This is a genomic window from Caballeronia sp. LZ034LL (assembly GCF_031451215.1).
Taxonomy (GTDB): Bacteria; Pseudomonadota; Gammaproteobacteria; order Burkholderiales; family Burkholderiaceae; genus Caballeronia.
The window spans coordinates 961,102-975,728 of the sequence record NZ_JARUXR010000001.1 but is presented as its reverse complement, the minus strand read 5'-3'; the positions used below and the strand labels follow the sequence as shown (position 1 = coordinate 975,728).

Annotated in this window: 10 protein-coding genes; 6 read left to right on the top strand and 4 right to left on the bottom strand. The window is 65.3% G+C overall.

All coding sequences use genetic code 11. The features are described 5' to 3' along the window. Window positions 1-268 precede the first annotated feature (268 nt). The gene (locus QCE83_RS04495) at window positions 269-2,806 is read left to right on the top strand and encodes an FUSC family membrane protein (protein ID WP_309807864.1); all 2,538 of its coding nucleotides are present in this window, start codon (window positions 269-271) and stop codon (window positions 2,804-2,806) included. Between the two features lie 37 nt (window positions 2,807-2,843). On the opposite strand, the gene QCE83_RS04490 is transcribed toward QCE83_RS04495, so the two are convergent. Both QCE83_RS04490 and QCE83_RS04485 read right to left on the bottom strand, forming a co-directional pair. Beyond that, complete coding sequence (locus tag QCE83_RS04490; protein ID WP_309807862.1) at window positions 2,844-3,050, bottom strand: hypothetical protein; 207 nt, start codon at window positions 3,048-3,050, stop codon at window positions 2,844-2,846. Between the two features lie 122 nt (window positions 3,051-3,172). After that, window positions 3,173-3,643 carry an Lrp/AsnC family transcriptional regulator gene (locus QCE83_RS04485; RefSeq protein WP_309807861.1) on the bottom strand — a complete coding sequence of 157 codons (471 nt, stop codon included), beginning with the start codon at window positions 3,641-3,643 and terminating at the stop codon, window positions 3,173-3,175. Window positions 3,644-3,735: 92 nt separating this feature from the next. Here QCE83_RS04485 and QCE83_RS04480 point away from each other — a divergent pair, with 92 nt between their 5' ends. Next, window positions 3,736-4,359 carry a cysteine dioxygenase gene (locus QCE83_RS04480; protein ID WP_404984122.1) on the top strand — a complete coding sequence of 208 codons (624 nt, stop codon included), beginning with the start codon at window positions 3,736-3,738 and terminating at the stop codon, window positions 4,357-4,359. 30 nt (window positions 4,360-4,389) lie between these two features. Here the strand turns inward: QCE83_RS04480 and QCE83_RS04475 are convergent, their stop codons facing one another. Both QCE83_RS04475 and QCE83_RS04470 read right to left on the bottom strand, forming a co-directional pair. Next, window positions 4,390-7,077, bottom strand: a complete 2,688-nt coding sequence (locus QCE83_RS04475) for a mechanosensitive ion channel family protein (protein WP_309807860.1) — start codon at window positions 7,075-7,077, stop codon at window positions 4,390-4,392. A 143-nt stretch (window positions 7,078-7,220) separates the two neighbouring features. Next, window positions 7,221-7,697, bottom strand: coding sequence for a hypothetical protein (locus tag QCE83_RS04470; RefSeq protein ID WP_309807859.1), 477 nt, complete (start codon window positions 7,695-7,697; stop codon window positions 7,221-7,223). Window positions 7,698-8,045: 348 nt separating this feature from the next. Here QCE83_RS04470 and QCE83_RS04465 point away from each other — a divergent pair, with 348 nt between their 5' ends. From QCE83_RS04465 to QCE83_RS04450, 4 genes are all read left to right on the top strand, one after another. Next, window positions 8,046-8,339, top strand: a complete 294-nt coding sequence (locus tag QCE83_RS04465; RefSeq protein WP_309807858.1) for a hypothetical protein — start codon at window positions 8,046-8,048, stop codon at window positions 8,337-8,339. Window positions 8,340-8,855: 516 nt separating this feature from the next. Further along, complete coding sequence (locus tag QCE83_RS04460; protein ID WP_309807856.1) at window positions 8,856-9,698, top strand: IclR family transcriptional regulator; 843 nt, start codon at window positions 8,856-8,858, stop codon at window positions 9,696-9,698. Between the two features lie 403 nt (window positions 9,699-10,101). Further along, window positions 10,102-11,475 (top strand): MdtA/MuxA family multidrug efflux RND transporter periplasmic adaptor subunit, encoded by a 1,374-nt coding sequence (locus tag QCE83_RS04455; RefSeq protein WP_309807855.1) that lies wholly within the window; start codon window positions 10,102-10,104, stop codon window positions 11,473-11,475. 27 nt (window positions 11,476-11,502) lie between these two features. Next, window positions 11,503-14,625 (top strand): MdtB/MuxB family multidrug efflux RND transporter permease subunit, encoded by a 3,123-nt coding sequence (locus tag QCE83_RS04450; RefSeq protein WP_309807854.1) that lies wholly within the window; start codon window positions 11,503-11,505, stop codon window positions 14,623-14,625. The last annotated feature ends 2 nt before the right edge of the window (window positions 14,626-14,627 follow it).

Here is a 14,627-nt window from a genome sequence, read left to right as displayed (position 1 = left end):
GGGCGGGAAGAAAAGCTGCTTTCTTTGGTGACTTTCTTTGCAGCAGCAAAGAAAGTTACCCCCGCCCCGGGGAGGGGCAGTGCTAATAGACCGACGCGACAAAGGGAAGTCCATAGAAGCACAGGCAAACACAAAGCCAACCCTAAGCGAGGACCCCGAGCGACACCCCCCCAGGCATATAACCTGCCTCCCCACCCAACCCGCATGGGTTAGACTCACCCGACTCCGTCGAACCCACCCCCGCCGAGCCGACAAACCCAGAAACTCGATGCGCTATTCGTTCGAAATCAGGAAGTTCATCTACAGCCAGTACTTCTTCGGCGGCCTGCGCATCGCGCTCGGCGTCTCGCTGCCCGCGGTCCTGATGCTCATCGTGTTCCACAACCGCGAGCTCGGCTTCACGATCGCCACCGGCGCCCTCGGCGCATGCGTCGTCGACATGCCCGGCCCCCTCAGGCACAAGCACAACGAGATGCTAGCCTGCACCTTCATCGGCTTCCTCTCCTCGCTCGCCACCGGCATCGCCACCGCGCATCCGCTGACGCTCTGGCTCACCATCGTGCCGCTGACCTTCGTGCTCTCGCTGATCGTCGTCTACGGCAACCGCTGGCCACAGATCAGCTTCGCGACCCTGTTCATGATGGTCGTCACGCTCGAAGACCATTTCACGCCGCTACAGGCGCTCATCAACGCCTCGTGGATCCTGCTCGGCGGTCTCTGGTACACCTACTGGGCCACGCTCGTGAGCCGGCTGCTGGTCTATCGCATCGAGCAGCAGGCGCTCGCCGAAAGCATTTTCAGCTGCGCCGAATACCTCCTCGCACGCGCCGATTTCTACGACGGCGATGCCGATCTCGACGAGTGCTATCGCAAGCTGATCGAAAAGCAGATCGCCGCGGTCGAGCGCCAGGAAGCCGCCCGCGACATCGTGCTGCGCAACCTGCCGAAGCTGAAAAGCGGCCGGCTCGACGCACGCCGCGCCCGGCTCTTCAATCTGTTCATCAACGTGGTGGACCTGCACGAGTTCTTCGTCGGCGCACATACCGACTATCCGCTGGTGCGCAAGACCTTCGCGGGCTCGGACGTGCTGATCTTCTATCGCGACCTGATGCGCAAAGCTGCCGCCGATCTCGAGGAAATCGGCCTCGCCGTGCTGCAGAACAATGCCGCCGGCCGGCAGATCAGCATGAAGGCGGAACTGCGCGCGATCGAGTACGAACTCGAACTGATGCGCAAAAACGGCCTGCCCGAGAAGAATCCGGAAGCCTACGCGGCGGCGGCGGCCGTGTTCCGCCGCCTGTGGAGCGCAACGCGCCTGATCGACAAGATGCGCCGCCGCACCCGCGACGACGCCAGTCCGACCGAAACCGAAGTGCAGATCGACCACGCGCTGTCACGCTTCATCTCGAGCCGGCGCGTGCCGTTCATGCAGATCTTCTCGAACCTGACGATGTCGTCGCCGAGCTTCAGGCACGCGCTGCGCGTGACGATCGCCGTCGGCGCAGGCTTCTGGCTCGGCCGGCTGCTGCCGCTCACCAACGCCTACTGGATCGTGATGACCACCGTCATCATCCTGAAGCCCGGCTACTCGCTGACGAAACAGCGCAACACGCAGCGGATCATCGGCACGGCTATCGGCTGCGGCGTGACCATCGCGCTCATCCTGTTCGTCAAGGAGCCGCATATCCTGCTAATCGTGATGTTCGCGTCGATGGTGATGAGCTACAGCCTGCTGCTCTTCAACTATGCGGCGAGCGTCGTGTTCACGTCGTCCTACGTGCTCTTGATGTTCCATCTGCTCGCGCCGGGCAGCCTGAGGCTGATCGGCGAGCGCGCGATCGATACGGTGGTGGGCTGCGCGATCGCCATCGCGGCCAGCCATCTGTTCCCCTACTGGGAATACCGGCTGATGGGCAAGCTCGTGAAGGATCTCCTGTCCGCCACGCGCAACTATCTGGAAGCGAGCTGGTGGTGGAAGGCCAAGGCCTCCGCGCAGCCGGACAAAGCGCGCGCCGCCGCGCCGGAGACGGCAGTCAACCCCGCCGTGTTCGCCGACGCCAACGCAGGCGTCGCAGCGTCATCCCCGGATCAGCCCGTCGCCGCGCCCGCCGCCGACGCAGCGAACGAGCCCGTCGCCGCCACGCCGCCGCTCGATCCCGAAGTCGTCTCGGACTCGGCCGTAAAGGCCGCGAACGCGACGGCGCAGAAGCTGGCGGCGGTGAGCATCGGCGAGAGCACGGCGGCCACGGCCAGCAAGGGCGCGTCCGCCGCCGCGACGGTCGCCGCCACCGCACTGGACCGGGATTTCCGCTACCGGCTGGCGCGCAAGAACGTGCACATCGCCTTCGCCAATCTGGCGCAGGCCTTCCAGCGCATGATGCTCGAACCGAAGGCGCAGCAGCGTTACGTGGCGGAGTTGAACGACCTGCTGGTGCAGAGCCATGTGCTCGCCTCGCAGATCACGGCGGCCGCGCCGCTGCTGCAGTCGCTCAACGAAAGCTCGGGCCAGGACGGTCAGCGCTTCGAGCCGGTGCAGCGCACCTTCGGCATGGTGCGCGAGCATCTGGCCGACGCGCAGGACGAACTGCCCGCCGCGCCGCAACCGGACGCGGCGCCCGCGCAAAGCGATGCACTGAAGGAGTTGCGCCGCGAACTCGACGCGATGGTCATCCAGGCCGAACGCGCACAGGCCCTGCCGCCCGACGCGCTCCACGACCTCAAGCTGCTGGCGCATCAATGCAAGCAGATGCTGGGCGCGTCGGCGCTGATCAGCAAGGACGCGACGCAGATCCGCTTGCCGGTGTGACGCCCGCTAGCGGCTAGCGGGCGCGCCGCCGCATCGACTATTGCGATGCGCCCGTCGCCGGCAACGCGGGACGCACGTCGCTCGCGGCGGGCGTGTTCTGCTGGTCGAACTCGCGCTTCTCGCGGATCGCATTGAACAGCACCGTGCCGATGACGATCAGCACCACCACCACGATGAACACGCTGATGGCGCGCGTCGGATTCTTTCTGGGCTTGCCGGCGGGGCGGCGGGGATCGTCGATCATGGGCAATGCGCTTGGTGACGCAGGTTCGGAAAGACCCGACATGGTACCCGCGATGGTTTTCAACTGGATTGCGGGATGATGTCGCACGGGCCGTGCCGGCGCCTTTCTCCAGGAAAGTCAGGTCAAGGAAACTCGGCGGTGGGTCGGACCGGCAGCGCCGTCGAATACTTGATCTGCTCCATCGCGAAGCTCGAACTGACGTCGTACAGCGGCACCGCGCGGATCAGGGTCTTGTAGACGCGGTCGTAGTCGTCGATATCTGACACCACGACGCGCAGCAGATAGTCGGTCTCGCCGCTCATCCGGTAGACCTCGACCACTTCCGGAATGTCGCGCACCGCACGGGTGAAATCTTCGGCCCAGGTCTGCGTGTGCTGATTGGTGCGGACCGCGACGAACACCGTCGTGCCCACGCCCAGCTTCTTCGGATCGCACAGCGCCACTTGCGCGCGGATCACGCCGGTTTCCTTGAGGCGCTGCACCCGCTTCCAGCACGGCGTCTGCGACAGGTTCACGCGCTGCGCCAGTTCGGCGATGGGCATGGTTACGTCGTTCTGCAGCAGCTCGAGCAGTTTGCGGTCGATGAGGTCCATTCCCATGCTGCACCCCCGGTAGGAAATTATTCTCTTTCTGGATGTCCGAGCGGAATTATATGGAAACCAATTCTGGAGGCAAGCCGGTATAAATGAACCGTGCCTTTTTCAACGAATATCACGGTTCCGACACCATGCAATCCGAACACGTCAGCCGCCCGGCGCGGCCTTTCGCAGCGATGCCAACCCGGCCCGGCGATGCGCTCGCCGCCTTGTGCCAGGAACTCGATGCCGCCTTCGACGCCACGTCGACCGGCCCGCGCCATGCCTTCGGAGAACGCGTGCGCGCGGCGCTGCGTCGCGCGATCGCCGCGCCCGATCTGCTGCGTCCCGAGCAGCGCGCCGCCGAAGCACAGCGCTATTGCCGCCACCTTCTCGCCGCCGATCCGCTCAACCGTTACGCGATCGCCGCGCTGGTCTGGACGCCGGGGCAAGCCAGCCCGGTGCATGGCCATCTGACGTGGTGCGGTTATGCGGTCATCGAAGGCACGCTGGAAGAAACGCTGTATCGCTGGGACATGGATACGCAAAGCGCGGTGCCGGTCCGCCGTCACGCGCGCCCGGCAGGTGCGGTGTCGTGCGTCGAAGCAGGACGCGGCGCGATCCATCAACTCGGCAATCCCGCCGATGCCGCCACCCGCGCCATCTCGCTGCACGTCTACGGCGTCGCGGGCGCGGAGATAGCCACGCACGTCAACGATCTGCTCGCCGCCTGACGCCCGCGCGTCGCCACGGACACACGCCGTTCAGCCCTTCCCTGGCTCGGACGCAGTGGGAATCTGCGGCGGAATCTGCACCGATTGATCCGTCGGCGGCGGCGCGGCCTGCGGATCGTGCGAAATGTCGCGCAGCGCCGCCGTCTCGCCCTTCATCTGACTCTGACGCGCGGGTTCCGGACCCGCCATCGCCTCCTCGGGTTCCTCTGCCGGCGGCGCCTCGCCGGTCCAGATGCGCCGCGCGCGCTCGTGCCCGGCCGCCGCTGCATCGCCGGCCAGCGTGTCGCGCGTCATCTGCACGTGCATCTGCGGCACCGGAATGTCCATGCCGGCCTCGTCCATCTTGCGCTTGATGCGCAGATTGAACGCGCGCGCGACGCTCCATTGCTGCAGCGGCCGCGTCTTGATCTGGCCTTTCACGACCATCCAGTTCGGATCGAAGCGATCGAGTCCCCACACTTCCACCGGACCCAGCATCTCCATCCGGTAACGGAAGTCGGACATCAGGTCCGCGCCGACTTCGCGGATCATCTGCGTGACTTCATCGACATCGGCCGAGAACGGCACGCGCACCTCGAACACCGCATACGCGAAATCGCGCGACAGGTTCTTCACCGTCTTGATCTGCGAAAACGGAATCGCGTGGACCGCGCCCTGGCCGTCGCGCAGGCGCACGGTGCGGATCGTCAGGCTTTCCACGATGCCCGCGTGACCGCCCTCCACTTCGATCGAATCGCCCACCGAAATGGTGTCCTCGATGATAATGAACAGACCCGTGATGAGGTCGGCGACCAGCGACTGCGCGCCGAAGCCCACCGCCAGGCCGATCACGCCCGCGCCCGCCAGCAGCGGCGTCACGTTCAGTCCGAGGTTCGCCGCCGTGACGATGGCCGCCACCGTCAGCAGGAACACGAACACGACATTGCGCACGAGCGGCAGCATCGTGCGCGCGCGCATGCTCGGGCCGCGTCCGCCGCGCCGCGTCGAGTCCGGCTTGAGCGCTTCCTGGATGCCCGTGTCGATCAAAATCCACACGAGCCACACGACGAAGAAGGTCAGCACGATCATCGCGACGGCATGCGTGATGCCGCGCGCGGCCACGCTCTCCTCGGCCATGTGCGCGAGCGAGAAGCCCCAGAAGCGCGACGACAGTTCGAGGAACACGAGCCACACGCCGACCACGATCATCGTCCCGACGAACTTCACGAGCCTGCGCACATATGCCGACTGCCGGCGCGGCTTGCGCGACTTCGGACGCGTGACGCGCACGACGATCGCCGAGAGGAAGAACCCGACGACCAGCAGACCGGCGGTCGCGATCGCCATCTGCAACACGTTCTCGGACGTGCCGATGCCCATCAGCGTCGCCACCACCGACGCCGACGCCAGCAGCAACAGCGGCAGTTGCCACAGCGAGGCGACCACCTCGAAGGTTTCGGTCGCGGCCTTGCGGGTGTTGCGCTGCTCGTAGCTGCGGCTGCGGATCAGATGCGCGACGGGCCGCTGGAAGGCCAGCGCGAAATAAGCAGTCAGGCCGGCCGCGCCCATGTTCGCGAAGGTCGAGATGAGCGCCGAGAGATTGGTGCCGAGCTGCTGGGCGACGTCGTAGTTCGCGGCGGCATCGCCGAGCGCGCCGAGCGTGCCGATGACGAACAACAGCCGGCGCGCGCGCACGATCAGCAGGTTGACCGCCACGCGCCGGTGCGCCGAGCCGAACAGCGAGAACATGATCAGGCAGATGGCCGAGAACACCGCGCCCGCGACGATCGCGTAGGCGGTCACCATGGCCAGCGTGCGGCCGAGCGACAGTGGCATGTAATGGGTGAAGCTCAGTGCCGCGAGGAATGCGAACAGATAGGGCGCGACGCGGCGCAGCGTGAAGCGCAGCAGTTCGCCCGTCGTCGGATTCGAATGCAGCCCCATGTCGATGCCGTAGCGCGCCTGCACGCGGCGCTGGATATAGACCAGCACGAACGCGCAGACGCCCCAGCCGGCGAGCGTCGCGAAGTAATTGAAGAGCGTGCGGCCGAAGGACTCACGGCTCTGGCTCGTGACAATGGTGAAGAGCTCGTTGCCGGCGGCGTTGAAGCGGCCAATCCAGTAGGCGAGCGGCGTCTTGCCGCGCCTGACGTCGGCTTCGATGTTGGTTACCGCCGAGGCAATCGCGCCGAGCAGCCCGGCGTTCTGCGCCATTTTCGCGACGACCGCCGCCGCCGACGAACTCGACGATGCCGGCGCGACCGCTGCCGATGTCGCATCGCTCGCGCTGCTCGCGGCGTCGGCGCTGGTGCTGGGGTTCGCGTCCGTTGTGTCGGCGCCGGCCGGCGCGGCTGCGGCGCCTGGCGCGGGGACGCCGGCCAGGGCCGCGCGCTTCGCATCGCGCAGCCGCTTGAGTTGCGCGACCAGTGCGGTGCGTTGCCGGTCGCTGTCGAGCGTCGCGATGAGCGTGTCGAGCGAGCGCACCATGTCGGCGTCGGACGCCGTGGGCGTCGCTGCGTTCGACGCCGCGTCCGGCGCCGATGCAGGCGCCGCGGGCTTGATCAGCTCTTCGAAGGAAGGCAGGGTGAGCGCGGGTGCGGCGTGCGCGAAAGAAACGGAGGAGAGCAGGACAGCGAACAGCGGTGCCGGCGACGCTCGCCGCGCGCGCGCGCAGGTCGCCAGCCAGAAGATCGCAACGAACGCCCACGCGCCGTCACGCGCGCGTTTGCATGACTTCATGACGATACCGGTTTTCAAAAGACCGCCAGTTTAGCGGCTGCGAACTGCGGTCCGTCCGATGCGGACGTAACCGAATGTTAGCCATCGGTTGCAGGCCGATTCATCAGATTGTTCGGATGCAAGCGCTGCCATGCGGGAAGGCGTTACTTGTCCATTTCGGCGCGCGCGTTGCCCGGGTCTGAGCTGGCGGTCGCGCCGGACGCCTGGACGCCCGTCTGGCTGCTCGCCTGCGCGCCGTCCGGACGCGTCGACCAGTCCTGCAGCTTGCGCCCCGCCGATTGCAGGCCCGCACCCGTCGCGCTTGCCGCGTTGTTGATCGCGGCCTGAGTGGCGCTTGCGGCGTTGTCGAAGTTGGCGCGCGCCGAGGCCGCGACGCCGCTCGCGGAAATATCGGGCATCGAACCGGCGTTGTCGAAATTCTGCTGCGCCGACTGTTTCGCCGCATCGACCTTCTGGCCGACGTAACTCGCCGCCTGATCGAATTTCTGACCCGTCTGGCTCGCCAGATTATTGAATGCGCCGACCGCCTGGCCGGCCGTGGCGTCGTGCTTTTCGCAGGCGGCGAGAAGAGCGAGCGCTCCGAGCGCGGCCGCGATGCGGGTCAGGGGAGTCATCTGCATGTATTGCCTTCCATCGTCTGTCGTCTGTCGCAAGGGCTGAATCCCGAGCAAAACTGGCGCACATCATACGCTGCTGTTGTCCAGCCTTCGTCAAACGCGCCTTCCCGAGGCCGGCAAAAGGCTCTGCGCCTGCGATACCAATCCAACCTTGCATCAAAGGAAAACCCTGACTATGGCCCTCTGCGCGCGAAAAAGTCGCGCCCGATCAGTTTTTCGAAAAAATCAGACCAACCATTTCAGATAGAAGAATTCTTCTACATTTAGGAGACATCTAGTTCTGGCAGGCTGCGCGGTCGCCTATATTTCCTCGCGTCCCGCCCTTCACGAAAGTCTTCCACCATGTATTTCATGAGTGCCGCCATCGCCCTCACCGCAGGGATGATGCTGTTCGAACCGTTCGCCCGCCCCCCTGTTTCCCGCTTCACCACGCTCCGCCTGCGCCGCAGTGTGGCCGCCCGCTCCTTCTTCCAGGCCGGCGTCGCACTCTTCACGGCGCTGCTCGTGGCAACCAGCCCGCCCGCGCCTGAACGCAACTCGCCGCTGTTCGTCATGTGCGTCGCCGTGCTCCTGACGCTCGCGAGCATTTACTGGCTGCTTCGTGGCCGACGTATCCTGAAAGAGCGCCGTGTTTTCAATCATTGAACCTGAACGCGTGCAGACCCTCTTGCGCCTGTAACCAACTGCCGTCAGTCAGGCTTGCGTTACGGACCGCGTCATTTGCGTGAAAGCGAGCATGTCGTTCCACTTGCCGCGCTGCTTTGCAGGTATATTCGGGTCAAAGCGTCAAACTGCGTCGGGCAAAAAAAAGGCGCTGCGTTTCCGCAGCGCCTTAAAAGTTCTAGCCATTCCGAGGGCCGTGCTAGAACCTGAGAGACGGTATCCCGAAGTCTGAGAGCGGGAAGCACTACAGCGCACGTCGCTATCAAGTTTCGAAATTCAATTCCATTTTTTATGGGAACGTTGCCCAAGTCAAGCAAAATTTCTGACTCCGGGCAACTGCCCAACTTTATTACCGAATAAAAAGCGCTGTACCAAAAAAGTTCATCTGTGATACAGCTTATCGTCATGCCTTGCATCGCTTGCAAGCTTTGAGATCTGTCCCGGTAGAATGTCGCGCCCCCGACCTTCGGAACAACGTTTCATTAAAAACAGGCCCACATGCAAAATGACCGGTCCACGGGTAAAGAGAGAACCCGAGAAAAAGACGGCGAAGAAGTCACCGCGCTCGCGCGGGGCCTCGACGTATTGCGCCGCATCGCAGCCGCCCATGCGCCCGTCAGCAACCGAGAACTGACCGACTGGACGGGCATTCCAAAGCCGACCGTCTCGCGCATCACCGCAACGCTCGTCGGCGCCGGCCTGCTGTATCGGCTTCCGGACAGCGAACGCTTCGTCCTGACTGCTTCCGTGCTTGAACTCAGCAACGGATTCTTACGCAATTTCGATATTCGTGCTCGCGCGCGCCCCTTTCTGATTCAGCTAGCCGAGCGAACCGGACTTTCGGTGCATCTCGCCGTGCGCGACCGTCTGGAAATGGTCGTCATCGACGCCATCCGTCCGCGCTCCGCCGTTCTGGTCTCGCGGCTCGAAGTCGGCGGCCGGATGGATCTCACCCGTACCTCGGTCGGGCGCGCCTATCTCGCGGCGCTGGCCGAAACCGACCGGCGCGCGCTCATCGGCAGCCTGCAGACCGCCTCGGGCGACGAATGGCCGTCCATCGCAAGCAGCCTGCAACTCGGCCTCGACGACGCGTTGCAGCGCGGCTTCGCCATGTCGGTCGGCGAGTGGCACGACGGACTGAACGCGGTCGCGGCGGGCTTCGTGGGTCCGTCCGAGGAACGCTACGCGGTCAATTGCGGCGGCGCTGCCTACCAATGCCCGCGCGAAAAACTGCTCGACACCGTCGCTCCCGCGCTGCTCGAATGCGTCGAGCACATCGTGCGAGAGATTGGCGGCACCCATCCGGCGCCCGCCGCCCACACCGCCCACGCCGCCGATTGAGTCACACGGGCCGGTTAAACTACGCGGCCCGTCATGCCAACAGCCTGCGCCCGGCGCAGGCTCTTCGAAAGCCGTCGAAGGCGCGCCGGTCTGCCGTGTAACAGTCGTAATCAGCCGAAAGAATGACCGGTGGACGCGTCCGGACGCGGGACGTAGCATCATGCTTCGCGCATGTCGGCGCCCCGCCGGGCTTGCAGCTTGCTAAAGGCGGCTCTGCTTTGCGCCTGAGGCGACACCTTCGCTAAAGGGCAACCGCTTCCAGCCGCGCCCGCCGGTCCCGTCATGCGCCGGAGCCTGCGCTGCCCGGCGTTGCACGTGCAGCGCGCCGCGCGTCTCCGAACCGTGATTGATTCCTCATCCGCGTCCTTGCAAGACAGAATCGAAAGACCCAGCCACCGAACAGATGGACGACCACAAGAATCCTTCAGGGCAACCGCGCCCGACGCCTCCCTCGCCCGCTTCGCCGGCTGCCCACCCTCACGCAACCACGCGCCGTCGCAGAATCGTGCCGCTGATCATCGCGGTGCTGATCGTGGCAGGCGCGCTGGCCTGGTGGCATCCATGGAACCGCAATGGCACGAGCGCCCCGGGCGCCCAGCATGAAGCGCGGCAAGGCGGCCGGCGCGGCGCCGCGAACGCGACGAACCAGCCGCAGCCGGTGCATGTCGCAAGCGTCACGCAAGGCGAGATGCCCGTGGTCATCGACTCGCTGGGCACCGTCACGCCGCTCGCCAACGTCACGGTGAAGACGCAGCTGAACGGCACGCTGATGGATGTCGCGTTCCAGGAAGGCCAGATGGTCAAGAAGGGCGACCTGCTCGCGCAGATCGACCCGCGTCCGTACGAGATCTCGCTTCGCAACGCGCAAGGCCAGCTCGCGCGCGACGAAGCGCTGCTGCAGACCGCGCGCCTCGACCTGCAGCGTTACCAGACCCTGTTGTCGCAGGACTCCATCGCGAAGCAGCAGGTGGACACGCAGGCGTCGCTCGTGAAGCAGTACGAAGGCGCGGTCAAGTCCGACCAGGCCAACGTCGATACCTACAAGCTCGACCTGACCTACGCGCGCATCACGGCGCCGGTGTCGGGACGCGTGGGCCTGCGCCAGGTCGATCCGGGCAACTACGTGACGACCGGCGACACCAACGGCGTGGTCGTCATCACGCAGTTGCAGCCGATCAGCGTCATCTTCACCACCTCCGAGGACAACCTCGCCGCCATCCTGAAGCCGCTGCACGCGGGCACGAAGATGTCGGTCACGGCCTACGACCGCGCCAACACCACGGCGCTCGAATCCGGCTATCTGGAGACGGTGGACAACCAGATCGACACCACCACCGGCACGGTCAAGCTGCGCGCGACCTTCGACAACAAGGGCAGCATGCTGTTTCCGAATCAGTTCGTGAACACGAAGCTGCTCGTCGATGTGATCAAGAACGCGACCATCGTGCCGACGCCGGCCGTGCTGAACGGCTCGTCGGGCGCGTTCGTGTATGTCGTGAAGCCGGACAACACCGTGACCGTGCGCAACGTGAAGGCCGGTCCGGTCGATGGCGAGCGCACTAGCATCAAGTCCGGCCTGCAAGTGGGCGAGCGCGTGGTGATCGACGGTTCCGACCGCCTCAAGGAAGGCGCAAAGATCACCATCCCGGCCGAGAAGGCGAACGCGGCTTCGGGTGCTTCAGGCGCCTCGGGTGCTTCAGGCGCCGCCGCGGCCTCGGGTGCGTCGGGCGCGCATCACGGCGGGCATCGGCGTCAGCAGACGCAATCGCAGCAGTAACCCCGAGCTTCAGGTCACGAATACCGCATGAACCCATCTCGTCTTTTTATTCTGCGTCCGGTCGGCACGGCGCTCCTGATGGCGGCAATCATGCTGGTCGGACTGGTCGCGCTGCGCTTCCTGCCGCTGTCCGCGCTGCCCGCCGTCGACTATCCGACCATCCAGGTGCAGACCTTCTATCCAGGCGCCTCACCCGACGTCATGACGTCGAGCGTCACCGCGCCGCTGGAGAAGCAGTTCGGCCAGATGGCGAGCCTGAACCAGATGTCGTCGCAGAGTTCGGCGGGCGCGTCGGTCATCACGCTGCAATTCAGCCTGGACCTGCCGCTCGACATCGCCGAGCAGGAAGTGCAGGCGGCGATCAACGCGGCAGGCAACCTGCTGCCCTCGGACCTGCCCGCGCCGCCGATCTACGCGAAGGTGAATCCCGCCGACGCCCCCATCATGACGCTGGCCGTCAGCTCGAAGACCCTGCCGCTCACGCAGGTGCAGGATCTGGCCGACACGCGCCTCGCGCAGAAGATTTCGCAGGTGGCGGGCGTGGGCCTCGTGTCGGTCAGCGGCGGCAATCGCCCGGCGGTGCGGATCCAGGCGAACACGCGTGCGCTGGCGTCGTACGGGCTCAACATCGACGACCTGCGCACGACCATCGCCAATCTCAACGTCAACACGCCGAAAGGCAACTTCGACGGTCCGACGCGCGCCTACACCATCAACGCCAACGACCAGCTCACCGACGCCGACGCCTACAAGAGCGCGGTCATCGCGTACCGCAACGGCCGCCCGGTGATGCTCACCGACGTCGCGAGCATCGTGCAGGGCGCGGAGAACACCAAGCTCGGCGCGTGGGTCGATTCGACGCCCGCGATCATCCTGAACGTGCAGCGCCAGCCGGGCGCGAACGTGATCGCCGTAGTGGACAGCATCAAGCAGATCCTGCCGCAGTTGCAGCAGTCGCTGCCGGCGGCGCTCGACGTGCGCGTGGTCACCGACCGCACGACGACCATCCGTGCGTCCGTGCGCGACGTGCAGTTCGAGCTCCTGCTCTCGGTCGTATTGGTCGTGCTGGTCATCTACCTGTTCCTCGCCAACGTCTACGCGACCATCATCCCGAGCCTTTCGGTGCCGCTCTCGCTGGTCGGCACGCTCGCGGTCATGTATCTGTGCGGCTTCTCGCTGGACAACCTCTCGTTGATGGCGCTGACCATCGCGACGGGCTTCGTCGTCGATGACGCCATCGTGATGATCGAGAACATCGCGCGCTACGTGGAAGAAGGCGAATCGCCGCTCGAAGCCGCGCTCAAGGGCAGCAAGCAAATCGGCTTCACCATCATCTCGCTGACGGTCTCGCTGATCGCCGTGCTGATCCCGCTGCTCTTCATGGGCGATGTCGTGGGCCGCCTGTTCCACGAATTCGCGATCACGCTCGCGGTGACCATCGTGATTTCGGCGGTCGTGTCGCTGACGCTCGTGCCGATGATGTGCGCCAAGCTGCTGCGCCACACGCCGCCGAAGGACAGCAAGCGCTTCGAGGCGCGCGCGCACCAGTTCATCGACTACGTGATCGGGCGCTACGCCGTGGCGCTGAACTGGGTGCTGGCCCGCCAGCACGCCACCCTGTTCGTCTTCGTGCTGACGCTGGTCTTCACGGCGGTGCTCTACATCTATATTCCGAAAGGCTTCTTCCCGGTGCAGGACACCGGCGTGATCCAGGCCATCACGCAGGCGCCGCAGGCCGCGTCCTACCAGGCCGTGGCGGACCAGCAGCAGGCGCTCGCGAAGAAGATCCTGCAGAACCCGGATGTGGAAAGCCTGACCTCGTTCATCGGCGTGGACGGCACCAACATCACGCTGAACAGCGGCCGCATGCTCATCAACCTGAAGCCGCGCGATGACCGCAGCGACACGTCGAGCGACGTGATCCGCGCCATCCAGAGCGAAGTGGCGGACATTCCGGGCATCAAGCTGTACATGCAGCCGGTGCAGGACCTGACGATCGACTCCACCGTCAGCCCGACGCAATATCAGTTCATGCTGACCGACCCGAATCCGTCCGAGTTCGCGGAATGGGTGCCGAAGCTCGTCGCGCGTTTGCAAGGCACCTCGGTGCTGACCGATGTCGCGACCGACCTGCAGCAGAACGGTCAGTCGGTGTATATCGAGATCGACCGCGCGACGGCCGCGCGCTTCGGCATCACGCCGGCCACCGTCGACAACGCGCTGTACGACGCCTTCGGCCAGCGCATCATTTCGACCATCTTCACGCAGTCGAACCAGTACCGCGTGATCCTGGAGGCCGAGCCCAGCGACGCGCACTACAGCGACACGCTCAACGGCATCTACCTGCCCTCCTCCACCGCGACCAACGGACAGGTGCCGCTGTCGGCCATCGCCAAGTTCCACGAACGCGCGGCCCCGCTGCTCGTCACACACCTGGGCCAGTTCCCGGCCACGACGGTGTCCTTCAATCTCGCCAAGGGCGCGTCGCTCGGCGAAGCCGTGAAGGCCATCGAGCAGGCGAAGCAGGACATCGGCCTGCCCGCCTCGTTCCAGATCCGCTTCCAGGGCGCGGCGCTCGCGTTCCAGGCGTCGCTGTCGAACGAGCTGTTCCTGATCCTCGCTGCCATCGTCACGATGTACATCGTGCTCGGCGTGCTGTACGAGAGCTTCATCCATCCGATCACCATTCTCTCGACGCTGCCCTCGGCGGGCGTCGGCGCGCTGCTCTCGCTGATGATCACCGGGCACGACCTGGACATCATCGGCATCATCGGCATCGTGTTGCTGATCGGCATCGTGAAGAAGAACGCGATCATGATGATCGACTTCGCGCTCGAAGCCGAGCGCGAGGAAGGCAAGCCGCCGCGTGAAGCCATCTTCCAGGCCTGCCTGCTGCGCTTCCGGCCCATTCTCATGACCACCATGGCCGCGCTGCTCGGCGCGCTGCCGCTGATGCTCGGCTGGGGCGCGGGCTCCGAACTGCGCCATCCGCTCGGCATCGCGATCGTGGGCGGCCTGATCGTGTCGCAGCTGCTGACGCTGTTCACGACACCGGTCATCTATCTCGGCTTCGATTCGCTCGCCCGCAAGCTGCGCGCACGCTTTCATCGCGAGCCACCGCGCACGCCCGCCGCCGGCGAGGGACGCTGAGT